General features: G+C 75.5%; 15 protein-coding genes, 1 tRNA gene and 2 pseudogenes. 9 read left to right on the forward strand and 9 right to left on the reverse strand.

What is annotated here, in order from left to right:
• Nucleotides 1-175: 175 nt before the first annotated feature.
• The 6 genes from flhA (at nucleotide 176) to ACRYM6_RS06700 (ending at nucleotide 7,885) form a co-directional block, all read left to right on the forward strand.
• Nucleotides 176-2,230: a flagellar biosynthesis protein FlhA gene (gene flhA, locus ACRYM6_RS06675; protein WP_432541988.1), complete on the forward strand. Its 2,055-nt coding sequence runs from the start codon at nucleotides 176-178 to the stop codon at nucleotides 2,228-2,230.
• The gene (locus tag ACRYM6_RS06680) at nucleotides 2,208-4,685 is read left to right on the forward strand and encodes a hypothetical protein (RefSeq protein WP_432541989.1); all 2,478 of its coding nucleotides are present in this window, start codon (nucleotides 2,208-2,210) and stop codon (nucleotides 4,683-4,685) included. The genes flhA and ACRYM6_RS06680 overlap by 23 nt, the downstream gene beginning before the upstream one ends.
• A gap of 62 nt (nucleotides 4,686-4,747) precedes the next feature.
• Nucleotides 4,748-5,479, forward strand: a complete 732-nt coding sequence (locus ACRYM6_RS06685) for a PilZ domain-containing protein (protein WP_432541990.1) — start codon at nucleotides 4,748-4,750, stop codon at nucleotides 5,477-5,479.
• Nucleotides 5,476-5,718, forward strand: coding sequence for a hypothetical protein (locus tag ACRYM6_RS06690; RefSeq protein WP_432541991.1), 243 nt, complete (start codon nucleotides 5,476-5,478; stop codon nucleotides 5,716-5,718). The genes ACRYM6_RS06685 and ACRYM6_RS06690 overlap by 4 nt, the downstream gene beginning before the upstream one ends.
• 150 nt (nucleotides 5,719-5,868) lie before the next feature.
• Nucleotides 5,869-6,108, forward strand: a complete 240-nt coding sequence (csrA, locus tag ACRYM6_RS06695) for a carbon storage regulator CsrA (protein ID WP_432541992.1) — start codon at nucleotides 5,869-5,871, stop codon at nucleotides 6,106-6,108.
• Between the two features lie 121 nt (nucleotides 6,109-6,229).
• Nucleotides 6,230-7,885, forward strand: a complete 1,656-nt coding sequence (locus ACRYM6_RS06700; RefSeq protein ID WP_432541993.1) for a diguanylate cyclase domain-containing protein — start codon at nucleotides 6,230-6,232, stop codon at nucleotides 7,883-7,885.
• Between the two features lie 357 nt (nucleotides 7,886-8,242).
• Here the strand turns inward: ACRYM6_RS06700 and ACRYM6_RS06705 are convergent, their stop codons facing one another.
• From ACRYM6_RS06705 to ACRYM6_RS06735, 7 genes are all read right to left on the reverse strand, one after another.
• The gene (locus ACRYM6_RS06705) at nucleotides 8,243-9,391 is read right to left on the reverse strand and encodes an App1 family protein (protein WP_432542137.1); all 1,149 of its coding nucleotides are present in this window, start codon (nucleotides 9,389-9,391) and stop codon (nucleotides 8,243-8,245) included.
• A gap of 88 nt (nucleotides 9,392-9,479) precedes the next feature.
• Nucleotides 9,480-10,457, reverse strand: a complete 978-nt coding sequence (locus ACRYM6_RS06710; RefSeq protein ID WP_432541994.1) for an NAD-dependent epimerase/dehydratase family protein — start codon at nucleotides 10,455-10,457, stop codon at nucleotides 9,480-9,482.
• A complete protein-coding gene (locus ACRYM6_RS06715) occupies nucleotides 10,454-13,141 on the reverse strand; it encodes an alpha/beta fold hydrolase (RefSeq protein ID WP_432541995.1) in 2,688 nt (895 codons plus the stop codon). The genes ACRYM6_RS06710 and ACRYM6_RS06715 overlap by 4 nt, the downstream gene beginning before the upstream one ends.
• The gene (locus ACRYM6_RS06720; RefSeq protein ID WP_432541996.1) at nucleotides 13,138-14,214 is read right to left on the reverse strand and encodes a 3-oxoacyl-ACP synthase III; all 1,077 of its coding nucleotides are present in this window, start codon (nucleotides 14,212-14,214) and stop codon (nucleotides 13,138-13,140) included. Before ACRYM6_RS06720 ends, ACRYM6_RS06715 begins: the two co-directional genes overlap by 4 nt.
• A gap of 135 nt (nucleotides 14,215-14,349) precedes the next feature.
• On the reverse strand, nucleotides 14,350-16,473 hold the full coding sequence (locus ACRYM6_RS06725; protein ID WP_432541997.1) for a transglutaminase-like domain-containing protein: 2,124 nt from the start codon (nucleotides 16,471-16,473) through the stop codon (nucleotides 14,350-14,352).
• Nucleotides 16,470-17,489, reverse strand: coding sequence for a DUF58 domain-containing protein (locus ACRYM6_RS06730; RefSeq protein WP_432541999.1), 1,020 nt, complete (start codon nucleotides 17,487-17,489; stop codon nucleotides 16,470-16,472). The genes ACRYM6_RS06725 and ACRYM6_RS06730 overlap by 4 nt, the downstream gene beginning before the upstream one ends.
• The gene (locus tag ACRYM6_RS06735) at nucleotides 17,486-18,481 is read right to left on the reverse strand and encodes an AAA family ATPase (RefSeq protein WP_432542000.1); all 996 of its coding nucleotides are present in this window, start codon (nucleotides 18,479-18,481) and stop codon (nucleotides 17,486-17,488) included. The genes ACRYM6_RS06730 and ACRYM6_RS06735 overlap by 4 nt, the downstream gene beginning before the upstream one ends.
• A 135-nt stretch (nucleotides 18,482-18,616) precedes the next feature.
• On the opposite strand from ACRYM6_RS06735, the gene ACRYM6_RS06740 reads away from it, so the two are divergent.
• From ACRYM6_RS06740 to ACRYM6_RS06750, 3 genes and pseudogenes are all read left to right on the forward strand, one after another.
• Nucleotides 18,617-18,701, forward strand: a tRNA-Leu gene (locus tag ACRYM6_RS06740).
• Nucleotides 18,702-19,526: 825 nt separating this feature from the next.
• Nucleotides 19,527-20,531, forward strand: a pseudogene (locus ACRYM6_RS06745) (IS256 family transposase); the annotation flags it as partial.
• Nucleotides 20,532-20,601: 70 nt separating this feature from the next.
• Nucleotides 20,602-20,925 (forward strand): annotated as a pseudogene (locus tag ACRYM6_RS06750) (integrase core domain-containing protein); the annotation flags it as partial.
• 154 nt (nucleotides 20,926-21,079) lie between these two features.
• Here the strand turns inward: ACRYM6_RS06750 and ACRYM6_RS06755 are convergent.
• Nucleotides 21,080-22,693 (reverse strand): DUF4832 domain-containing protein, encoded by a 1,614-nt coding sequence (locus ACRYM6_RS06755; RefSeq protein ID WP_432542001.1) that lies wholly within the window; start codon nucleotides 22,691-22,693, stop codon nucleotides 21,080-21,082.
• 404 nt (nucleotides 22,694-23,097) lie between these two features.
• Nucleotides 23,098-23,421, reverse strand: coding sequence for a sugar phosphate isomerase family (locus ACRYM6_RS06760; RefSeq protein ID WP_432542138.1), 324 nt, complete (start codon nucleotides 23,419-23,421; stop codon nucleotides 23,098-23,100).
• Between the last annotated feature and the right edge of the window lie 956 nt (nucleotides 23,422-24,377).

Here is a 24,377-nt window from a genome sequence, read left to right on the forward strand (position 1 = left end):
CCGTCGCGGGGGACGCCGCGCGGGCCCGCCCGGACGGGCTCGCCCGAACGGGTGGCTCAAGCCCGCCGCCGCCGGTGCCGAAGGAGGGGGTGGCCAGGACGGCTGCAGCAGGGCCACGGACGGGCCGCTGGACGAGTGACACCCGATCGGGTGCCCGAGATCGACAGGCGGTGCAGTGAGACTTCCGAACCTCTCGCAGCTGGTGATCCCCGCGGGGGTCGTCGGCATCGTGCTGCTGCTCGTCGTGCCCCTGCCGGCGGCCGTGCTGGACTTCCTCATCGCCCTCAACATCACGCTGTCGCTGATCGCGCTGCTGATGACGATGTTCGTCAAGCGGGTCCTGGACTTCTCGGTCTTCCCCTCGCTGATCCTGGTGCTCACCCTGTTCCGGCTGGGCCTGAACGTGGCCTCGACGCGCCTGGTCCTGTCCGACGGCTTCGCCGGGAAGGTCATCGAGGCCTTCGGGCACTTCGTGATCTCCGGCTCGCTGGTCATCGGCCTGGTGGTCTTCCTGATCCTGGTCGTCATCCAGTTCGTCGTCATCACCAAGGGTGCCGAGCGCGTCGCCGAGGTCGGTGCCCGTTTCACCCTCGACGCCATGCCCGGCAAGCAGATGGCCATCGACGCGGACCTGAACGCTGGTCTGATCGACGAGGCCACCGCCCGCCAGCGCCGCGCCGACGTCAGCGCCGAGGCGGACTTCTACGGCGCCATGGACGGTGGCTCGAAGTTCGTCAAGGGCGACGCCATCGCCGGCATCATCATCATGCTGATCAACCTCATCGGCGGGTTCGCCATCGGGATGGTCCAGCACGGGCTCGGCCCGGCGGAGTCGATCAACAAGTACGCCCTGCTGAGCATCGGCGACGGCCTGGTCACCCAGGTGCCGGCGCTGATGCTGTCGGTCGCGACCGGCCTCATCGTCACCCGCTCCACCTCCACCGGGGACATGGGCTCGGAGGCCATCAAGCAGCTGTCCTCGCAGAAGGTCGCCTTCCAGATCGCCGGGGCCGCGCTCATCGTCCTGGCCCTCATCCCGAGCATGCCCAAGCTGCCGTTCCTGGTCATCGGGGGCGCGGCGATCTTCGCCTCCACCCGCATCGCCCAGCGCGACAAGAAGGTCGCCCGCGACGCGGCGCTGGCCGAGCTGGCTCCCGCACCGGTCAACCCGACCGAGGCGGCCGAGAACCTGCTCGAGGAGATGCGGGTCGACCCCCTCGAGGTGGTCCTGGCCCCCGACCTGGTCGACCTGGTCGACACCTCCGGCGGCGGGGACCTGCTCGAGCGCGTCCGCGCGCTGCGCCGCAAGATCGCCCTCGAGCTGGGCCTGGTCGTGCCTCCGGTCCGCACCCGCGACTCCCTGGACCTGCCGATGTCCACCTACGCGGTGCGCATCTCCGGCGTCGAGGTCGCCCGCGGCATGGCCCCGCCCGGGCAGGTCCTGGCCCTGGGCGACAACCTCGACGGCCTGCCCGGCCGCTCCACCGTGGAGCCCGTGTTCGGCCTGGCCGGCAAGTGGATCCCCGCCGAGCTGCGCCACCAGGCCCAGCTCACCGGCGCCACCGTCGTCGACCGCGCCAGCGTCCTCATCACCCACCTCGGCGAGCTCGTGCGCACCCACGCCCCGCGCCTGCTGTCCCGCGAGGACGTGCGCTCGCTGGTCGAGGCCCTCAAGCGCACCCACCCGGCCGTCGTCGACGAGCTCACCCCCGCGGTGCTCACCCTCGGCGAGGTCCAGCGCGTCCTGCAGGCGATGCTCGACGAGGCCGTCCCGATCCGCGACCTCGCCCGCATCTTCGAGGCGCTCTCGCTGCGCGCCAAGGCCGGCAGCGACCTCGACGGCCTCGTGGAGGCCTCCCGCCGGGCCCTGGGGCCGGCCGTGGCGGCCGTCCACGAGCAGGACGGGACGCTGCACGTCATCACCCTGGACCCGCTGCTGGAGCAGCAGCTGGCCGAGTCCCTGCGCCCGGGCGAGCACGGCGCCAGCCTCGCGCTGGACGCCCTGACCGCCGAGCACCTGGTGACCGGCTCAAGTTCCTGCCTCGATCGTGCCGAAGCGCAGGGCATCAGTGCGGTCCTCGTGTGCGCGCCCCCCCTGCGCGCCCCGCTGCGCCGCCTGCTCAAGGTGGCCGTGGGCCGCCTGCACGTCCTGTCCTACGACGACGTGAGCAACCACCCCCGGATCGAGACGGTTGGATCGGTGAGCGGTGTCCATGCACTTGCTTCTTGAAGGCACTGACCTGCAGGAGCTCCTCGACGAGGTCCGCCAGCAGCACGGGCCCGCGGCCCGCGTCGTCCGCGCCGAGCGCATCCGTTCCGGAGGCGTCGCCGGCTTCTTCAGCAAGGAACGCTACGAGGTGACCGTCGAGATGGACGGCACCGGAGGAGACTCGTTGACCGCACCCGCCCCGTCCGCCGCCCGCTCCACCGCCTCCGGGGACCTCCCCGAGGGTCCCGCCGAGGCGGGGGAGGAGGAGCGCGAGGCCCTCGACTTCGAGGCGCTGCTGGCCGCCGCCGACGCGGCCGAGACGTCCGCGGCGCAGGCCGAGGCCCACGTCGAGGCGCAGGACGCCCGTCCCGCCGGCGCGCCCGCGCCGGTCGACGCCGACGGGGCCCGGGCCGCGGGGGAGGACTTCGAGTCCGCCCGTGCGGGGCTGCTGGAGGTGCTGCGCGCCCAGCAGGGCGACGCCGCGCCGGCGGACCGCTTCGAGGACGCGCTCAAGGTCGCGGCCGCGGATGCCGAGAACCCGGTCGTGATCGCGCAAACGGGTGACGACCAGCACGCTGCGTCGACCGTCGAGGCCGGGACCGTCCCCCAGGTGGAGGACGGCGCGGCCGAGGCGTTCGAGGCGGCCCTGCTGGAGCAGGCTCGCGCCGAGCTGGAGCGGGCCGAGGCCGCCGAGGCCGCCGAGCGCGCCGAGGCCGAGCGCCTGCAGGCCGAGCGGGTCGCCGCCGAGCGCGCCGCGTTCGAGCAGGCCCGGGCCGAGCGCGCCGAGGCCGAGCGGGCCGAGGCCCAGCGGGTCGCCGCCGAGCGTGCGGCCGCCGAGCGTGCGGCCGTCGAGGCCGAGCGCGCCCGGGCCGAGCGCGAGAACGCCGAACGAGCCGCCGCCGAACGAGCCCTGGAAGAGGAGCGGATGCAGCAGCAGATGGAGCGCCAGCACGCCGAGCGCGAGGAGCGGGCCCGTCGCGACGCCGCCCGCGCCCAGGAGGAGCGCCGCCAGCAGGCCCGTGCGGACGTGCGCCGCCGCCAGGCCGAGCGCGTCGGGCAGGCCCCGCGCGGTGCCGCCGCCCCGGCGCGGTCCCTCGGCGAGGTGCTGGCCGCGGCCGACGCCGCCGAGGGCACCGACCGCCTCGGCGCGATGTTCGCCGCCGGCCAGGGCGTCCGCCCGCAGCCGGAGCCGGCCCGCCAGGAGGCGCCGCGCCGCGAGGCGCCCCGTCGTGAGCCGTCCCGCCCGGAGGTGGCCGCCGCGCCGTCGCCGCGCCCGCACCGCCCGATCTCGACCGAGAGCGACACCTTCGCCCGGACGCTGGCCGCGATGCGCTCGGGCGCCACGCGGACCCCTGCGACGGCAGTGACGGCTGATGTACGCTCCGTGACCACGCCGGTGCGTTCCGTTCGTCCCCGTCCGGGACACCCCGACGCCCGACCCGCTCGCACTCCGGAGGAACGCGTGTCCGATCAGTTCGGTGCAGCCAACGGCGCGACCGCCCGGGAGGGTCGCGGCCCGGCCCGGCGCCCGGAGCTGCGCCGTCCCGCCGCCGTCGAGGAGCAGTTCGCCGACCAGTTCGGCGACCAGTTCGGCGACCGCTTCGACGTCGAGCGCACCGAGCGCCCGGCCGAGCGCCGGGGTGAGTGGGCGCACGACTACGACCAGCTCGAGCAGTCCTTCGAGCAGCCGTACGACCAGCCGTTCGAGCAGGGTTACGAGCGCCAGGACGAGCGCCCGGCCCGCAGCTACCAGGCCGCCGCGCGCCAGGACGAGCGGACCAGTGACCGAGCAGTGAACCGCAACGGGGACGAGAACGAGGCGATGACCATGGATCTGACTTACCGTGAACCGGTGACCACTTACAGCGACCGCTCGGGGTCGTCCCGGATGGCGTACCGCGAGCCGCAGGACACCGGCGACGTGCTGCGCGTGGCCCGCGACATCGACGTCCCCGCCCCGCTGCGCGTCGGCGCCGGTGAGCTCGTCGTCGTCATCGGCGAGGCCGACGCGGTGGTCGCGGCCGCCCTGCTGGTCGCCGACGAGGTCGGCTCCGAGGCCCCCCTCGTCCTGGGCCGCGCCGACGTCCAGAACACCGTGACCGCCGACGAGCTGCCCGCCCGCCAGGACCAGGCCCGCCGCTGGAGCGCGCCGCTGACCGTGGCGATCCCGGCCCGCCCGACCGGGGCCGACGCCGAGCGCGCCGCCCGGATGGCCGCCGAGATCGGCGCCGCGTCCGTCGTGGTCTGCGTCGACGCCACCCGCCGCAGCCACGCCGTCGCCAGCCTCCTGCGCGCCCTGGACGGGGTCGGCCTGCCCGCCCGCCGCCTGGCCGTGCACCGCGCCGCCGAGAGCCCGGACCCGCTGGACGTCCTGTCCCTCGACGTCCCCGTCGGGTTCCTCGACGGCCGCCCCGCCACCTCCGGCGCGTGGGCCGGTCTGCTCCTGGACGCCGCCGGCGACCAGGGCCTGCGCTGACCCCGACGCTCCCGCGTCCCGGCAGCCCCGCCCTCCCGACCCGATCCCGGAGACCGACTCCCATGGCCCGACGTGCCGCCTCGGGAGCGCAGCTGGCGCGCTCCGCTCCCGGGCAGTGGCCCGGACTGAACGACCGCGTGTGGGTCGAGGTGCACCTGCCCGACTCCCTCGGCGGGGAGACCATCCGCATCCCCACCCGGGTCGAGGACAGCACCGACACCAGCCTGGTGGTCGCCGCCCCCAGCTTCCGCGGTGACCTGCACGTCGTGGCCCCCGGCCTGGCCGTCTCGGTCTGCTGGGCCGGGCAGCGCGGGCAGAGCCGCCAGGACTTCCTGCTGGCCGAGATCGTCCGCCACCGGGTCCCCGCGTGGGACCTGGCCCCCAGCGGCGACGTCGTCGTCGAGCAGCGCCGCCGCTTCGCCCGGGTCCCGGCCGCCGGGACCGCCCTGGTCTCCCCGGTGGCCGGCGACCCCCTGCGGGCCGAGCCGGACCCGGAGGACGGGCAGGACGAACCCGTCGTCGACGGGCGCCTGATCGACCTGTCCGAGGGCGGGTCGGCGGTCTCGGTCCCGGTCGGCACCTGGCTGCGGCTGGGCCGGCTCGCGCGGATCTCCTTCGACCTCGAGGGCGACCCGGTGGACCAGGTCGGGCAGGTCGTCCGGTCGCTGGACTCCCTCGACCCCGGGCGGGTCGAGGTGGTCCTCGCCTTCGCCGAGCCGGTGGCCGCCGCCGACCGGCTGCGCCGCTACGTCATGCAGACCCAGATCAAGCACCGCCGAGGAGGAGACCGATGACCGCGATCGTGCTGGCCGTCAGCCTGCTGCTGGCCGCCCCCGCCATCCTGGGCGTGGTCCGCGGCACCGGCGAGGTCGACACGGCCCTGCTGCACCTGGTCCTGTCGCTGGTCGTCACCTCCGTCGCCGCCCAGGTCGTGCGCTCGATCGTGCGCGGCTACCAGGCGCAGGCCGAGCAGGCCGTGCCCGAGCCGGCCGAGGCCGACGAGCTCCTGGGCCGCCGCCGCAGCGACCGCTGACCCACCCGCGCACCCGTCCCGCGCACTCGTCCCGCACCCCGCCCGTCCCCGCTCCGGCGGGGGCGGGCGGTGGCGCGTCCGGACCCGCCACGCCCGGATCCGTAACAGCAAGGACATGGCCGAACACGGTTCGTCACCTACACTGGTCGCATGCTGGTCCTGACCCGCAAGGCCGGGGAATCCGTCGTCATCGGCGACGAGGTCGTGGTGCGCGTCCTGGAAGTTCGCGGGGACGTGGTCCGGGTCGGCATCGACGCCCCCCGGGACGTGCAGGTCCACCGGCAGGAGGTGTACGAGGCGGTCCGCGAGGCCAACATCGCCGCCGCCACCGCCTCCGAGGAGGCCATCTCCGCCCTCCAGGGCATCGTCCGGCGCGCCGGCGCCCAGTAGCCCCCACTCCACGCGGCCCCACCCCTCAAGGTCGGTCCCGACCCGACCGAGACCACCGGTGGGGCGTGCCGCTCGCACGCCCCGGGCCGAGGGTGACCCGAGGGTGACGTGGAGGTGGACCATGACGGCGCTGCCGTCCGCGCGACCGTCCGGGACTGCCCCCCGCCCCCGGGCCACCGACCGGCCCGGCGCAGCCGTCGAGACAGCCGAGGCGATCGCGCTGCTCGACGCCGACGGCGCCCTCGTGCACGCCGGCCCCGGCTTCACCCGCCTCCTGGGCCCCGGGGCCACCGACCTGCCCGCCGCGGACGCGCTGCGCTCCCTCGCCGCCGGGGACGCCGCCGGCGACCTCGACCTGGACGTCGAGACCGTCCGGGCCGACGGCACCCCCCGCACCCTGCGGGTGCGGGCCAGCGCCGTCCCCGGCGGCGGCGCGCTCCTGCACCTGCGCGACGTCGGCGCCGAGCGCGCCGAGGCCGCCGAGCTCGCCGCGCTGCGCACCCGCCTGGCGCAGCTGGCCGCCGTGGTCGACGCCTCCCCGGACACGATCTACCGCATCCACCTCGGCCGCGGCCGCGTGGAGTGGACCAACACCGGGGGCGCGTCACTGCTGGGCCTGCCCTCGGCGCACGACGCCGTCGGGCTGGACGTCGTCCACCCCGACGACCGCCCCGGCGTCGAGCGCGCCGTGCGGTCCCTGCGCGAGGCCGCCCCCGGCGAGATCGTCGAGTGCACCTACCGCGTCGTGACCGGCGCCGCCGAGCGCTGGGTCCACACCCGCTCCACCGTCACCGACCGCGACCGGCACGGCCGCGCCGAGCAGGTCGTCGGCATCGCCCAGGACCTCACCGAGACCATCACCACCATGGACGCCCTCGCCGGGTCCGAGCGCCGCTTCCACGAGGTGTTCGCCCGCGGCCCGGTCGGGATGCTGCTGTTCAGCCTCGAGGGCTGGATCAGCGAGGTCAACGAGGCCCTGTGCACCTTCCTGGGCCGCGACGCCGCCGAGCTCGTCGGCGCGCCCGCCGCCGAGCTGCTCGACCCCGACGGCCCGGACCCGGCCGGCCCGCGCGAGGGAGCCGCCCCGCTGGCCGCCCAGCAGGAGGCGCTGCTGGCCGGGACCGCCGAGGTCGTGCACCGCGAGCACCGCTACGAGCTGCCCGACGGCCGGGCGGCGTGGGCCCAGGTCACGCTGTCGCTGACGTCCTCCAGCACCGGCGAACCGGCCTTCCTGGCCTTCGTGGAGGACATCACCGCCCGCAAGCGCGAGGCCGAGCAGCTCGAGCACGCCGCCCTGCACGACCCGCTGACCGGTCTGCCCAACCGGGCCAAGGTCGAGGACCGGCTGCGGACCGCGCTGGCCCGCACCCAGCGCCTCGGCGGCGGCTGCGCCGTCCTGTTCGTCGACCTCGACCACTTCAAGGACGTCAACGACAGCCTCGGGCACGCCGCCGGCGACGACCTGCTGCGCGACGTCGCCGACCGGCTGCGCGGCCTGCTGCGCGCCGGGGACACGGCCGCCCGCCTCGGCGGCGACGAGTTCGTCCTGGTCTGCGAGGACGTCGCCGACGCGCAGGCGCTGGCCGCCATCGCCGACCGGGTCTGCGAGCGGATCACCATCCCCGTCGACCTGGGGCAGCGCACCGTCACCGTCACCGCCAGCGTCGGGGCGGCCCGCACCACCGGGACGGTGAGCGCCGCGGAGCTGATGCGCGACGCCGACCACGCGATGTACCGGGCCAAGGCCGCCGGGCGGTCGTGCTGGCGGGTGGCCTGAGGGCCTCCACCCCGCGTGACGGACTCACCCGGACGTGACCAAGGTCACTCACCCGGAAGGGGTCGCCGGGGATTCGGTCACGAGCGGGTGTCGTTAACCTGAACGCGACCCGCCACCGATCGGTGAGGACAGCGTCGTCTGCGGTTCGAAGTACACGCACCGTCCGAACCCACAGGAGGTCCGACATGGACGAGAACACCACCGAGAACATCGTCGTCGACGTGCGTGAGATCGAGCTGACCACCGTCGCGAACCCGCGCCGCACCCAGCTCTGACCCACGCCGCACCACGCAGGCCGGTCCCCCCGACGGGGGGACCGGCCTGCGTCGTTCTGGGTGCCGCCCGTGTCGCTGCAGGTCAGGGGCTGCGCAGCACGCCCGCCCGGTACCAGTGGTGCAGGATCTCGTAGCCGTTGTCGCCGGTGACCCAGGGCACGGGGGAGTGCTCGGGGGTGGCGTCGGAGGCCAGCGGCCGACCGCCCGCCAGCAGCTGCTCGGCCGGGGTCAGCCGCCGGATCCCCACCCCGGCGACCCGCTCGGGGGCGGCGGAGAGGAACTCGGCGTACAGCGTCGGGTCGTGCTGGCCGTCGTCGCCGACCAGCAGCCACGTGACCTGCGGCAGCTCGCGCGCCAGCCGGGCCAGCGTCTCGCGCTTGTGGGCGCTGCCGTCGCGGAACCAGCCGGTGTTCGTCGGTCCCCAGTCGGTCAGCAGCAGCGGGCCCGGCGGGTACCCGGAGCGGTCCAGGAACCGTGCCAGGGTGGGGGCGACGTTCCACGCGCCGGTGGACAGGTACAGCACGGGCGCACCGGGGTTCTCCGCGACGACCTGCCGGTACAGCTCGGCCATCCCGTTGACCGGCACCCGGGCCCGCTCGTCCAGGACGAAGGAGTTCCACGCCGCGACCAGCGGGCGCGGCAGGCGGGTCACGACCACCGTGTCGTCGATGTCGGACAGCAACCCGGTGACCGGCTCGGGCCCGACCACCACGACGCGGGCGGTCCCGCTGTGCGGCAGCGCCGCCGGCGGCAGCGTCTCCGCGCCGCCCTCGGTGTCGTCCTCGACGAGCTCCACGTCCGGCGGCAGCGCGTCCGCGCCGCCGGACTCCGGGCCCACGGTCAGGACGACCTCGTGCACGCCCGGCGGCAGGTCGATCTCGACCCGCTCGTCCAGGTAGCCCTCGCGGTTGGTGCGCACCACCCGCTCGTGCCCGCCGATGCGGACCGTCACGACGGCGTCGGCGACGGGGACGGTGAGGAAGTTGCGCCACCCCCGGACCTTGCGGAGGTCCTCGCGCTGGCCCTCGCCGGGGGTGTCCTCGCGCCCCAGCAGCACCCGCCCGAAGACGCGCACCCAGCCGGGGCCGCCGTAGCCGGGGTAGGCCAGCGCCCGCGCGTGGTAGCCGCGGCGCCGCAGCCGCGCGCCCGCCAGCCCCTTGACGGCGTCCTCGATGCGCGCGGCCCGGTGCAGGCCGTGCTCACCGGGGCGCGGGGTGAGGTCCCCGCGCAGGTCCTCCAGGTCGCGCCGCGCTTCCTGCACGCGACGCGCCCGGCGCTGGGAGCGGGTCAGAGCGGGCCCGTTGATCACCCGACCGACCCTAACGGGGGTCGAACCCGGCGGCGAGGCGGTCGAAGCCCTCGTCCAGCGGGACCCGCGGTTCCCAGCGCAGCCGCTGCCGGGTGCGGGAGATGTCGAACCAGTGCGCCGTCGACAGCTGCTCGGCCAGGAACCGCGTCATGGGCGGCTCGTCGGGCAGCGCGAACCGCGTCCACACCCGCTCCACGAGGCTCCCGGCGACCTTCGCGGCCGACGCCGGGACCCGCCGCGTCGGCGCCGGCACCCCCGCGGCGGCGCAGATCCGCCCGAACACCTCCGCCACCGTGCGCGGTTCGCCGTTGGTGACGACGAACGCCTCCCCGTGCACGCCGTCGTCCGGCGCGCGGTCCAGGGCCGCGACGAGCGCGTCCACGGCGTTGTCGACGTAGGTGGTGTCGATGAGCGCGGTGCCGTCGTCCAGCAGCGGCAACCGGCCCGCCGCGGCGCGCTCGGCGATGCGCTGCACCAGCTGGGTGTCCCCGGGGCCGAGCACGATGTGCGGGCGGACCGCGACGACGGCGAACCCGGGCGCGTCGGCGGCCAGCGCCAGCAGCTCGGCCTGCGCCTTCGTCCGCGCGTACGACCCGTGTGCGGCGGCCGGGTCGGCCGGGGTGGTGCCCACGCCCACGAGCGCGGACCCGGCGTGCGCCACCGAGGGGGAGGAGACCATGACGAACCGGCCCACCCCGGCCGCGCGGGCCGCCTCCAGCAGGTTCGCGGTGCCGTCGACGTTCGTGGCGACGTACTCCGGGTGCGGGCCGGTCACCGACACCTTCGCCGCCAGGTGCACGACGGCGTCGACCCCGGCGACCGCCCGCGCGCACGCGTCGGGGTCGGTCACCGAGCCCAGGACCTCCTCGAAACCCTCCAGGCCCGCCGGACGGCGCTGCAGCACCCGCACGCCGTCCCCGCGCGCGGCGAACGCGCGGGCCGTCTCCCGGCCGAGCATCCCGCTCGCCCCGGTCACCAGGACCTTCACGCCAGCCTCCCCGCCCGCTCGCCCGCCAGGACCCGCTCGGCCCACGCCGTGACCCGGGCCCGGTCGATCTTGGAGTTGTGCCGCACGTCCGTGGGCAGCGCCGGCACCAGCAGCACCGCGGCGAGGTTGCGGCCGGTGGCCTCCCGCACCGCCTGCGACAGCACCGGGTCGGCCACCGTGGTCCGCCGCACCGGCGCGGTGGCCTCGGCGACCACGACGAGCTGGCGCGCGGCGCGCGGCCCGATCCCCACGAACGCGGCCCGGGCGATGCCGGGCACCTGCTCGGCGCGCTGCTCCACGCCCACCGGGGTCACGACCTCGTCGGCGGTGACCACGACGTGCGCGAGCCGGCCCTCGACCCACACCCGGCCCCGCTCGTCCAGGTGACCCACGTCGCCGGTGCGGTGCCAGCGCCCGGGCCGCACGGCCCCCAGCAGGGTCGGGGAGGGCCGCACGTCGACGCTGGCGGCGTGGGTGGCCCACAGCTGGTCGTAGTGGTCCTTGACGTGCTCGCCGCCCACGACGACCTCGCCCACGACGCCGGGGGTGGTGACCAGGTCGGTCCCGGCGGCGCCGTCGGCGTCCAGCGGGGCGACCGCCACCGTGACGCCCTCGATCGGGCGGCCCACGCAGATGCCCTCGCCCGCACCGGCCTCGAGGATGTCCGACAGGCCCACGTCGGTGGCCGGCAGCACCTCGGTCGCCCCGTAGGGCGTGCGCGGGTCCGCCAGCGGCATGAGCTCGCGCACCCGCTGCAGCAGCGCCGTCGGGACCGGCGCACCGGCCGACAGCAGCGTCGAGACCCGCCCCAGCGCCTGCCGCTGCGCGTCGTCGAGGGCACCGGCGGTGGCCAGGACGTTCACGACGGCGGCGGGGGACAGGAACGCCGAGGTGGCCCCCGCGGCGGCGACGGCGTCGGCCAGTGCGGCCGCCGTCAGCGTCGCCGGCCGCGTCACGTCCATGGCCGGGACGACGCAGGTGGCGCCCAGCGCGGGCCCGAACAGCGCGAACGGCGCGAACGCCGACACCAGCGGCTGACCCGGCCCGATGCGGATGACCGCACCCATGGCCCGCGCCAGCTGCGACAGCTGCGCGTGGGTGTAGACGACGCCCTTGGCCGGGCCGGTGGACCCGGAGGTGAACAGCACCGCGGCCTGCGCCTGCGCCGCCGGCTCGGCGGGCAGCGTGAACCCGGCCGCCAGCCGGTGCGCGCCGGCCTGCGCGACCTGCGGCAGCTCGGCCACCGCGATCCGCTGCCCGGGCCAGCGCAGCGCCCGCGCGGCCAGCAGAGCCTTCGGGACGCCCACGACCCAGTCCACCCCGGCGCCGGTCACCGCCCGCGACAGGCCCCGTACGCCCAGCCCGGCGTCGGCGACGACCGCGACCGCGCCGATGCGCAGCAGCGCGTACAGCGACGCCGTCAGGTCCGCCCCCGGCGGCACCAGCAGCGAGACCCGCTGCCCCGGCCGCACACCGCGCGCGGCGAAACCGGCCGCCAGCTCCCGCGTGCGCCGCCCCAGCAGCTCCCACGACACCGCCCGGGAGGTGCCGTCGGGGCGCATCTCCACCACCGCGGGCGAGCCCGCGACCGACGCCTCGCCCGAGCGCTCCTCCAGCGCCGCCCACAACCGCGGCTCCTGCCCGGCCGGAGCGTCCTGCGGAGCCTCCTGCGGGGTCCCCGGCCCGGAGTCCGCACCGGGGGTCAGCACCCGCTGGTCCAGCCAGCGCAGCACGACCCGCGCGAACGCCGGGTCCTCCGGGGTCAAGTGCGAGGCGGTGGCGAACCGGTGCACGTCGGCGTGCGGGACGCGCTCGCGCCAGTCCCGCAGGAACCACTGCGTGAAGACCGGGTCCCGCGGGCCCCACGTCACCAGCGTCGGCACCCGCGCCGCCGCCAGCCGCGCCACGCCCGCGCTCACGTCCTCCAGCGCCGGCCGGCTCGGGTGGTCCGGCCCCACGGGAACGTCCGCCACGAACGCGTCGATCCCCGCGCGCTCGGCGGCGGTGCCGTACGGGCTGCGGTAGGCGGCCTTCACCGCCGGGCTCAGCGCCGGCCGCGGCAGCGCCAGCGTCGTGCGCAGGAACGCCTCCGACCGCCGCGTCGCCAGCGACCGGACCCCCGGCGCCAGGACCGCCTTCAGCACCCCCGGCGCGCCCGCCTCGGCCGGCCAGCTCGCCGCGGTGTTCGCCACGACCAGGCCCGCCAGCTCGACCCGGGACCCGCCGCCGTGGCGGCCCCCGCGCCGGCCCAGCTCCGCCGCCGCCCAGCCCGAGGCGACGATCCCGCCCCAGTCGTGACCGACCGCCACCACCGGGCCGCTCAGCTCCAGCGCCCCGACCAGACCGGCCAGGTCCTCGATCCGCTCCGCCAGCCGCCGCGTCGTGCCCGTGCGCTCGGAGAAGCCCATCTCCAGCTGGTCGACCGCCACCACGCGCCAGCCCAGGTGCACCGCCGAGGCGGCCGCGGCCAGCCCGCGCCACAGGTACGACCACGTCGGGTTGCCGTGCACGCACAGCAGGGTCCCCACGACGTCGCCCCCGGACGCGTCGGGGGCGGTGTCCAGCACGTGCCAGGTCCGGGTCGTCCCGGAGTGGTCCGGCGCCTGCACCAGCCGCGACCAGAGGGCGTCCCAGCCCGGCAGCCCCGCCGGCGGGATCACCGCGGGCAGTTCGAGCGTGCTCACCAGGCGATCTCGAGCATCGCCGTGTTCAGGCCCGACCCCACGCCCATCGCGATGACCTTGTCACCGGCGGAGAACTCCGGCGCCGACGCCGCCAGCGTCATCGGCAACGAGATCGGGCCCACGTTCCCCCACGTCGGGAACGTCATCGGCACCTTCGCCGGCTCCACCCCGATCCGCTCCACCAGCGTCTCGGTGTGCACCTTCGAGATCTGGTGGATGACGAACTTCTTCGCGTCCCGCCACCCCCACAGCGCGTCCCCGGCCTCGAAGGCGTCCACGACGATCTCGATGCCCTCGGTCAGCATGAGCTTCGCGTCGGTCCGCATGTGGTTCATGTCCCCGATGCACAGCTCGTGGTGCGCGGTGCCCGCCCGCGAGACCCCACCGACGATGCGGTGGCCCTCGGGGTGCTCGTCGGCCCGCCCGATGACCGCCGCGGCCGCCCCGCAGCCCAGCGTCATCGTCGCGAACTCGTTGAGGAAGTCCTTGCGGGTGATGCCCTCGCGCAGCAGACGGGACACCGTGCCCTCGTGCATCGAGCGCACGTCCTCGGCGCCCAGCACCACCGCGTACCGGATCATCCCCGCGTCGATCATCGCCGAGGCCACCTGCACGCCGTTCACCCACGCCAGGCAGGCGTTCGCGATGTCGAAGTTCAGCGCCGACGTCGGCAGGTCCATCCCGTGGTGCACGCTCGTGGCGACCGCCGGCTCCAGGTGCGGGCGCGTCACGGTCGTGGAGATGACCATCCCGACCTCCGAGGCGTCCACCCCGGCCTCCGACAGCGCCTTCGCGCCGCACTCGGCGGCCACGTCCGAGGCCCGCTGACCCGGCGCCCACCAGCGGCGCTCCTGCACGCCGGCGACCTTCTGCAGCAGCCCGGGCCGCAGGCGCAGACGCTCCAGGGTGGGGGCCAGCACGTCGTCGAAGTGCGACGACGGCACCACCACCGGCGCCTCGACGTGCGAGATCGACAGCAACGCCGCGTTCGCCGGCGCGAACGTCGAATTCCCCTGGAACGGCGAACCCACGCGGTGCGCGGAGGCGGTCTCGGAGCTGGAAGGGTCGAACAAGGGCTTCCCCGATCTGGTCGTCGGCCGCGCGGCGGTGGCTCACCGTGCCGGATCCACCGTCCACCAGCGAGCGGCAGGGCCACCCGCGCGGCGGGAACTCAGGTTAACCGCCGCTGCCCGCGGCGCTCGCCGAGGTCACCCCCGACCACCCGTGCCCCCGCCGCGACCCGCCGCGGCCCGCGCCGCCAGCACGGCGGACGACGCACGCTCCAACGCCTCGCGGGCCCCCGCCAGTTCCGCCCGCGACGGCGCCACCCGCGCGAAGCACGCCCGCTGCACCACCGCGACCGCCCGGCCCACCTCGTCCGACACCCCGTCCCACACCTCCACCAACGCCCCGGCGGCCCCCGGTGTGAGGTCCGGTCCGCGACCGGGGGCCGCCACCCGCCGCCACCAGTCCTCCAGCCCCTCCGCCGGGCCCCGCCGCCACGGCCCGGGGCAGGCCGTCTCGAACCCCTCCCACGCCAGCAGCAGCGCCCGCACCGCCGGGTCGCCGCGGCGCACCCCGGACCGGGCCGCCACCGCGACGGCCGGCGGGACCGCCCCGTGCCGCGACCGGCGCCCGGCCCGCCGCAGCAGCCACCACACCGCCCCGGCCGTCCCGGCCAGGGCGGCGGCCGCCACCACCCGCGCCGCCGGGTCCGCCAGCAGCTGCGCCACCCGCTCCCGCAGCCACGACCACGCACCCCCGCCGCCGGCCGCCACCAGCGGCGCCCCCGCCGTCGGGTCCGAGGACACCCACCCCGTCCCCGGCACCCACACCTCCACCCACGCGTGCGCGTCCGCGGACCGCAGCACCCGCCGCGACCCCTCGACCTGCCCGCCGGAGAAGCCGGTGACCAGCCGCGCCGGGTACCCCGCGGCCCGCAGCAGCACCACCTGCGCGCTCGCGAACTGTTCGCAGAACCCGACCCGGTCGGTGAACAGGAACGCGTCCACCGCGTCCACCCCGGCGCCCGGCACCGGCGCGTCCAGGGAGTACCGCGCCACCGACCGCAGGTGCGCCGAGACCGCCCGCGCCGCCGACACCGCGTCCCGGCCCGCGGTCAGCTCCCGCCCCAGGTCCCGCACCCGCGTCGGCACCGACGCCGGCAGCGCCAGCCACCGCCCCGCCTCCACCGGCGCGCCCGCGCCCCCCGGCGCGCCGTCGAGGGCGCCGTCGGGAGGTCCGTCCAGCGGGTCGTCGAGGGAGGTCACCACCCGCGACGCGACCCGGTACGGCGCGCCCGCGCCGGCCACCACCAGCCCGGACCCGCTGTCCAGCACGCGGTCCGGCGACGTCAGCGCCACCGGCGACCCGGCGCTGACCACCGCCGGGTACCGCCCCAGCACCACGACGTCGTCCACCCGCCCGGTCTCCGACGCCCCGTCCTCCGGCACCGCGGAGTACTCGGTGCCGCCGGCCCCGGAGGCGCCGACCGTCCACGCCACCGGGTTGCCCGACGACGACCACGACCGCCCGTCGTACACGTCCAGCACCCCCGCCCGCCACAGCGACGGCGAGCCCGCCGGCACCGACAGCAGCCGCGTCCCCGGCAGCTCCCCGCGCGCCGACAGGTCCAGCGTCCCGCCCGCGTACGCCTGCGCCGACCGGGCCACCGACCCCTGCGACCCCTGCGACCCCGCCCCCGGGGACCCGGCCCACCCACCGCCGGAGGGCACCGGCACCAGCAGGAACAGCACCAGCCCCGCGACCGTCGCCGCGGCCGCCGCCCGCGCCGCCCGCCGCACCACCACCGCCCGCACCGGCCGGTGCGGCACCGAGCAGGCCGTCGCCGCCAGCACCGACCCCCACACCAGCACCAGCGGACCGGCCAGCGCGCCGGAACGCTCCACCGGGGACCCCGCCGCCGCCACCGACACGAGCACCGCCAGCGCCAGCACCAGCCGCAGCTCCCGCACCGTCCGCACGGTCGCGAACTGCCGCACCCCCACCGCGCACGCCACCACCGGCCACACCGCCGCCGCACCCCCGTCGGCCACCACCGGGGGCAGCCACGCGGCGCTCGCGAGGGCGCCGCCGACCCCGGCGAGCTGGGCGCCGACGCGGTGCCCGCGCAGCAGCGAGGCCACGACGACCGCCGCCGCCGTGGTCAGCACCGCCGCGGCCGGGACGCCCCCGGCGACGACCAGGCCCAGGACCGCCGCGACGAGCGCGACGCCCGCGCAGCGCAGCGCCGCCGCGGGCGGGACGTGGGAGGCCAGCAGGTCGGGGACGTCCCCGGGGACGGTGCCGGGGCTGGACCGGGGGCCGTTCACGCCGACCGCCAGCCGTCGGCGCCGGCCACGACGACGCGGCCGTGGGGGCCCGCTGCCCGCCGCGCGCGGTCCAGCGCCGACGCGACGGCCGGCGGGGTGGGGGAGGGCTGGGCGGCGGCGAGCACGTCCAGCGCGGCGGCCCCCTCGGCCGCCCGCGGCGACGGCGCGGCACCGTCGAGGACCGCGACGCGCCGGCCGGCGCGTCGCTCGGCCTCCAGCAGCGCCGCCACCTGCCCCAGGACGTCCTCGAAACCCGCCGGGGACGTCGGCAGCACCACCACGAGCAGCCCCTCGGGGGCCGCTTCGCGCTCGACGACGACCAGCGCCGGGCCACCGGGCCCACCGCCGCGGCGGGCGCTGGTCCGCCGGTGCACGGCCGAGGCCCGGTCCCCGGTGCGGAAGGGCCGGAGCGCGGCCAGGTCGTCGGCGCCCGCGCGCGGCGCCGGGACCGGCAGCGCCGGCACCGTCGTCGGCGCGGGGTGCACGGCCACCACGGCCGGCGCCGCCGCCCACCGGCGCTGCAGGTGCACGCCGAGCACGTCGGCGGCCTCGACCAGGACGACCGGGCCGGCGCTGACCCCGCGCGAGCGCGCCGCCCGCGGCAGCCGCAGCTCCACGGCCTGCCCGGCGGCCAGGTCCGGCACCCCGGCGTGCGCCGGCGCGAAGCCGTCACCGCCCAGGTGCAGCACGACGGCCGGGCAGGGGCGGGAGGAGGTGTTGCGCACCCGCACGACGTGCTCGACGTCCTGACCGGCCCGCGCCCGCGGCGGGACCCGCACCGACACCGCCAGCGCCGTCACCGGCGGCGCGGTCAGCACCGACAGCGCCGTCACCGCCAGCAGCAGGCACGCCACCAGCGCCAGCCACCGGTTGCCGACGCCGAGGGACAGCACGAGCAGCGCCGGACCGGCCGTGGCCAGCGCGATGGGCCGCACCCGCACCCGCGGCCGGGCGGGGTGCTGGTCCAGGAGGCGCTCGGGCGCGGGGTCGTGCGCGGGGCCGGGGGCCGCGCTCACCGCCGCAGGTCCACCGGCACCGAGCCCGCGAGACCGGCGGCCAGCCGCTCCTGCGTGAGCGTGCGGGCGGCCGTGCCGTCCTCGGCGAGGAGGGTGTGCCCGTCGCCGGGCACGAGCCGGTGCGCCAGCACGGGCACCACCAGCGCCTGCACGTCCTCGGGCACGACGTGGTCGCGGCCGGCGAGCAGCGCACGGCCCTGCGCGCAGCGGACCAGCGTCACCGCCGCCCGCGTCCCCGCCCCCAGCTGGACCCGCGGGTCGGTGCGGGTGGCCCGGCACAGCCGCACGGCGAGGTCGAGGACGGCGTCGGCCACGTGCACCGCCGCGGTCGCCCGCTGCAGGTCCAGCAGGCCGGCCAGGTCCAGGACGGGGGACAGGTGCTCGGGGCGGTTCCCGCCCAGCTGCTCGCGCACCACCTGCCGCTCGACGTCCTCGTCCAGCGGCCCGAGCACCACCCGGACCGCGAACCGGTCCAGCTGACCCTCCGGCAGCGGGTACGTGCCGTGCTGCTCGACGGGGTTCTGCGTGGCGACCAGCACGAACGGGTCCGGGAGCCGGTGGCGCACCCCGTCGACGGTGACGACCCGTTCCTCCATGGCCTCCAGGAACGCCGACTGCGTGCGCGGGGAGGTCCGGTTCAGCTCGTCGACCAGCACGACCGGGGCGAAGACCGGCCCCGGCACGAACCGGAACCCGCCCGTCGCCGGGTCCCACACCCCGGACCCCGTCACGTCCGCCGGCAGCAGGTCGGCCGTGGCCTGCACCCGCCCGCACTCCGCGCCCAGCGACGCCGCGAACGCCGTCGCCAGCGTCGTCTTCCCGCTGCCGGGCACGTCCTCGACCAGGACGTGCCCGCGCGCCAGCACCGCCGTCACGAGCAGCTCCACCGCACCCCGCCGGCCCCGCACGACCCGCTCGACCCCGTCGACCAGGGCCCGCGCCCGGGCGCAGGGGTCGGCGGCGGGGTGCGGGTCGGTCACGGCGCGGCTCACCCGGTCCGCATCGGCACCCCGCCCGGCCCACCGGACGACCGGTCCCCCGGGCGGAGCAGTGGCGAGGACGACCTGCCTGCCGTGCTAGGGTTTTCCTCGTTCGCACGGGGAGAAACACCCGAGCGGGCACCACTCGTCCGGGTGGCGGAATAGGCAGACGCGCTAGCTTGAGGTGCTAGTCCACGTATAGTGGGTGGGGGTTCAAGTCCCCCCTCGGACACTCGTTGAGACAGCGACGAGACAGGCTCTGACCGGCATTCGTGCAGGTCGGGGCCTTTTTCGTCGTTCGACCCCGTCTGCCCACGTCCGTGGGGACGGCCGGGTTCGAGACGGCGTCCACGTCCCGCGGTCGCCCGGGGACGCCGGGGTTCGCGCGCACCTGCGGTGGGCCCCGGGCCCCGCCGAGCGACCAGCCCTTCCCCGCCGTGGAGCTGATGGCGGGCGGAGTGGTCGGAAGGTGCCGGTGCGCACCTCGTGCACGCCCGTCGCGGAGGAGACGCAGGGTCCGGCCCTCAGGACGACACGGTGCTGTGAGGTGCGGTTCTCGAGCAAGAACATCAGAATTTCAGTTATCGGAGTCAATAGCGATAAGGATCCTGTTTCGGGGAAATGAACTTCCTTGCCGGGGAAGACCCTCCCGCAGCAGAACGAGGACGCTGTCGTCCCACGGCGTCGGACGACAGCGTCCTGGAAGGGCCCGGGAGCGGTGGAGGAGCGCACGTGGTGCAGATCGAAGCGGGCCCGCCCCTCTGGTCGGGGACGGCGGCGCACAGGTCGACCGACTAGGGCGTGTCCCGCGGATCTCGCAGCTGCGTGATCAGGATCCAGTGGGTGGAGGAGGCCGTGGTGAGGCTACTGACAGGCGTGGGCGCAGAGGGAGCCGCTGCTGCCACCGGTGGTGCAACGAGTCGGGCGCTGGCGGGATCAGCCAGGCCCTCAACGCCATCGTGTGGAACCTGCAGGACTTCGGAGACCGGGCCGTCGAGGGAGAATGCCTCGGACGCGCCCGCGGAGGGCTGATGTCCACGCTGCACCTGGCTGTCGACGCCTTCGGATCGCCGCTGGCGGCGACCTCGACATCGAGATCCGCAAGACCCGCACCGGGTCGTTCTCCCCGACGCGGCTGCACCCGCGCCGGCGCATCGACCGGGCCCTGCACGCCGTCGTCACGGAGGCATACGTCCACGGTGTCTCGACTCTCGAGGTCGACGACCTCGTCGAAGCTCTGGGCGTCGACTCCGGGGTCTCCAAGAGCGAGGTGTCGCGGATCTGCGCCGACTCGGACGCCGAGGTCGAGGCATTCCGGACCCGTGCCTTGGACGGCCAGGCCACCCCGTACGTGGTCTTGGACGCGACGTGCTGCAAGGTCCGTGTCCGCGGCCGGGTCGCGTCCCAGGTTGTGGTGATCGCCACCAGTGTCACCGCGGACGGTCATCGGGAAGTACCGGGCTGCACCGTGGGTGATGCGGAGACGCTGGACTTCTGGAAGCAGTACCCGACGTCCCTGCGTGACCGCGGCCTGCACGGGGTCCAGTTGGTGATCCCCGACCAGCATCGCGGTCTGGTGTCGGCGATCGAGCAGTCCACGGCGGGCGCGAGCTGGCAAGGATGCCGCGTCCACCTCATGCGCAACGTGCTGGTGGAGGTCGCCAAGGAGCAGTCCGATGCGGTCGCGGCGATGGTCGGGGCCATCTTCGCCCAGCCCTCGGCCGCCGCTGTCGGCGAGCAGGTCCGCGTCGTCGCCGACAACCTGCGCAGCAAGTTCCCCGTCGTGGCCGACTCGCTCGATGTCGAACAACCCGCGTGAACGCCTGAACCGGGAGGTCGAGCGTCGTACCCACGTCGTGGGCATCCTCCCCAACGCTCAGGTGCTGCTGCGGCTGTCGACGTACGCCCTGATCGAGGCCCACGATGAGTGGCGGAGCGGGGAACGGCGCTACCTCTCAAGCGTCGATCAGCGTTGCCGATCCCGTCGGCACCGACCGTCTGGCCGGCGCCCGCGCTGCGCGCGGACGACGACACGACCACCACGCTCGACACGGCCACCGCGGTCACGGCAGAGTCCGGATCCGCAGCGCTTCACGCGCGAGGAGCTACACCACTGCAGGGGACGTCATCGCGGCACCAGCATCGCGCGCTGCCTGAGCGACAACGGCTCCAACCACCGCTCCGGCGACTTCGCCGCCGCGCTGGCCGCGACCGGCACCGCCCACCAGCGCACCCGGCCCCACCGGCCGCAGACCGACGGCAAGGTCGAACGCCTCCACCGGACTCCGGCGACGGAGTGGGCCTACGTCCGGCCTCACTCCTCCGAAGCCGCTCGTCGCCGCGCCTCGCCGACCTGGCTGCACATCGACAACCACCACCGGCACCACACCGCCCTCGGCGGGCTACCGCCCGCCTCGCGGGTCACCAGCCTCAGTGGTCAGGACACCCGGAGGTGAGGGTGCACTCGGACACGGGCAGCCGAGTCCGCTCGAACCGCTACGTCCGCGAGCTCCGCACAGTTCAGGCACCATGGGCGGTGGGCCGGGTGGGCACGTGCGCCGACAAAGCCGTGATGGAGGCGTTCCTCTCGCTGCTGCTCCTGGCACGAGCTCACGAGCCGCTCGATGCGGTGGTGATCGCCGCTGGCGCTGTGCGCTCGGCGGCGTGGCCCAGCCGGACGGCTCCCAGTTCACCGCATCCCTGGCGGGTTGGGCGCGCAGCTCGCACGGTCACGCTCTGACCCAGGTCGTTCCAGCCGGTCTCAGCCATCCAGGTGCCTGTGTTCGCCGTGCGGATCGAGAAGTCGGGATCGCTCTGGACGGAGGCGTCCGGCGAGGGGAGCTCCAGGTAGGCGTCGTACTTCCCCTTGGGCACACCGCAGGGTTCGGCGGTGATGACCGTGGTGGTGCCGGGGGCCCAGTCCCGGGCATCAGCGGGTGAGGTCGAGCCCTCGCCGCCCGTGAACGGGACCGCCCAGGCGCCCTTGTCGTTCCGCAGGACTAGACGTGCGGGGCGCTCGTTGTACGGGGCGGCCCATCCCTCGTTGCGGACCTCGACTTCGACGGTGGCTGAGCTGCGCTCGCGGGGAAGCCCCGCGGTGACGGTGCTGTCTTCGAGCACGAACCGGTAGCCGAGCCGCTTGGCGGTCTCCTCGATGCCGGCCTGACCCCACGAGTTCAGGACGTCCTGGTTGTAGTCCCGGTTGAGGTAGCTGAAGTGGTAGCGAGCCATCAGCGTCGAGGCGCTTCCCCACTCCGACTTCGGGGGGTTCACGGTGCAGGTCTCACCCCCCATGGGGACGTACCGGGTATCCGCTGCGAGGTAGTCCTCGTCCAGCGCGAGCGGGCTGGACAGGAAGGTGCCGAAATCGTCCGGGCTGGCGAGGAAGCAGTCGTTGTGGTGTCCCACGCGCGCCAGGTCCGTTCCGTCGTAGGCCTGACCAGGGGTCAGTGCCCCCTCCTCACCGGTGGGGACGCCCAGAACAGTCTGCTTCATGTACATCGTGCGCACTTGCAGAGTCCGGTCGTCGGGCAGCTCATCCAGGAGAGCCTGCACAACGGCAGCCCTCTTCGCCCAGTCCTCCTCCGTGACGACACCAGGGTTGGCCGGGTCAGCGGCGAAGTGGTCGGTGTAGTACCCCTCCCCCCACAAGCCCACGAAGCCTGACTGGACAGTGGCGATGACGTCGGCGTTCGCGCGCAGCAGCGGCCCGAGCTGCTCGATGTGGGAGAGGACGACGTCGAGCGTCGCGTCGCCGTAAGGGGGTGAGTAGGGCCAGGCGTCACCCTGGGCGTAGGCGAAGCGGACGATGACGGAGACGCCGGCCTCACGAGCGCTCGCCAGGTCGGCCTCCACCTTCGACAACCATCGCGGATCGAGCGTCGGCGTGGCGGCGAACTTCTCCAGGTAGAAGACGCGCAGGATCTGGGTGACCCCGTCGTCCCGGTAGCTGCGCAACGTCGCGGCATCCAGGGGCGTGTACCCCGAACCGTCGGCGCGGTAGTGGGTCTCGGTGTGGCGGTAGAAACCTCGCTGCGGGTTGGCGATGGTCTCGTCGCTCGGCTGGTAGGTGACGGTGTTCGAGTGCCTGTGCCCGGGACCCGTCCCCGTGCCGGCCGTGGCGCTGGCGGAGGGGACGAGGAGGAGACCGAGCGTCACGGCGGTGGCAGTGCGCAGGCGAGGACCTCGCAGGGGGCGGTCGATGGTGGGAGGGGTGTCGGCCATGCCGGAGAGTATTGGTTCAGGTGTGCCGTGGATCACAGGTGTGGGGCGAAAACGCTCACTGCGGATGAGTGGACAGCGACTCAGAGACCGCGCCGGGCACGGGAGCGCCGGCTGTCCCACCCGGAAGCTGACGCCTCGGCATGACGGGTCCGCTGGTGCAGCCTCGCCCGGCGACAGCGGTTGCGAACGGGGGGATTCGGCGCCCACTTGGCCTGGTGGTCGGCAGTGTGCGGGTCGGCGCGCAGGGTTCGGCGCGAACCGCGTGCTGGTGAGTGCACACGGCGTTCTGCTCACTGGAGGTGCGCTGGTCCACGAGTTCCCACCACGTGCACTCGTGTGCCCAGCGCGCGGACCCGTTGCAGTTCCTCGCGGGAGGCCTGCCGTCGGTCGCGAGGTCTCCGGTGTCACTGACCCCGGTGGCTCTGGCTCACGTGCTGCGGCGGGTCTTCGGAGAACCGGTCACCACGGCGGCCCGCTGAGAGCGATGGGTCATGACCGCGTTGATGCGGGCCCCCTCCCTTCACGCGTTGTGGCTCCACCCCGGCGCTGACGTCGTCTGCCCCCGGGATGGTCACGTCCACGTTGACGGAGGCGAAGGCACTCCCGGCCGACGAGCCGACCAGTTCGAGGGAGTGCGGCCGCACTGTCCCGCCCGTCATCAAGGCGCGAGGGTTCGGTCGTAGGAGCAGCTCAGCGGCTGTGGTCCGCGAGTTCGTGGTGATCGTCAGAGCGCCGCGTCACGGCAACTCGCGTGCGACGCCGGCGGCCGTCGTTCCCCCGCCGAGGGCGGTGGCGCAGGAGCCCCTGGGGCAGGAACGTCGCCGCCCGACGGGCGATGAGCTGCTCGACGTGGCGCGACCGACCAGTGCGCAGGCGCATCGGGAGTTCCGCCGCCGGAGCCGACCTCCGGGCACCGCCGTGGGCGGGCGTCGGCATCCCCTGCTCCTCGGGTCGACCAGATCGCGATGGACGGTGGCCTCGGAAACGCTCAGCCCACGGACCGGTTGCTGCAGGCGAACGACGCCGTGCTCGTCCGACAGGGACAGGATCGCGAGCAGGTGGGCAGATCGCCCGCCGGACGCGGGGTGCGGTCCGGTCGGGGGAACGTCGGGGGAAGCAGTCACCACCGCAGGGCGACCCGATCAGCCGAGTGGTTGTCGCGCGCAGGAGGTGAGCCGCTCACGCACCCCCCACCCCTCGTCGCGCTCCCCACCGCAGGCCCCGGCCGACCCGCCACCTGGCGGGCGTGGTCACCGCGGCTGGTGTCCCTGCGTCGCGCGGCGGACGGGTCGATCGGGGCTGCGGCGAGGGAACCAGGGCCTCAGCCGGCGTCGCCCGCGGTGTTCGGCTCGCGGTGCGGCGGACGACGGACCTCGCCACCGCCTGGTCCGCGTCCTCCCTCCCCGACCCGTCCGTCGTTCCCCGCCTGCCTCCTCTCGGATCCGCCGCGAACCTGGCGGCGGAGGGGACGGTGCCGCTGCTCGGGCCCAGCACCGCGCGCAGCGGGGGATCGAGCAACTGCGACGTGCACGGACGCGGTTCCCCGCCGAACGGGACCACGGCCCGGTCCGGGGAGGCGTCGACCGCCGCGGACAGGAACGCGCCCCGGTGCGGCGAACCGCGCGAACACTCCCGGGCGCAGGAGGTCGAGGGACCGGGCGAACCGCTCGACCCCCAGGGCCGG

Source organism: Kineococcus rugosus (assembly GCF_050871975.1).
Lineage (GTDB): Bacteria > Actinomycetota > Actinomycetes > Actinomycetales > Kineococcaceae > Kineococcus.

Coding starts and splice junctions, on each gene's coding strand:
- ACRYM6_RS06755 (WP_432542001.1), bottom strand. CDS start 22,693: ATGGCCGACACCCCTCCCACCATCGACCGCCCCCTGCGAGGTCCTCGC.
- ACRYM6_RS06700 (WP_432541993.1), top strand. CDS start 6,230: ATGACGGCGCTGCCGTCCGCGCGACCGTCCGGGACTGCCCCCCGCCCC.
- ACRYM6_RS06685 (WP_432541990.1), top strand. CDS start 4,748: ATGGCCCGACGTGCCGCCTCGGGAGCGCAGCTGGCGCGCTCCGCTCCC.
- ACRYM6_RS06690 (WP_432541991.1), top strand. CDS start 5,476: ATGACCGCGATCGTGCTGGCCGTCAGCCTGCTGCTGGCCGCCCCCGCC.
- csrA (WP_432541992.1), top strand. CDS start 5,869: ATGCTGGTCCTGACCCGCAAGGCCGGGGAATCCGTCGTCATCGGCGAC.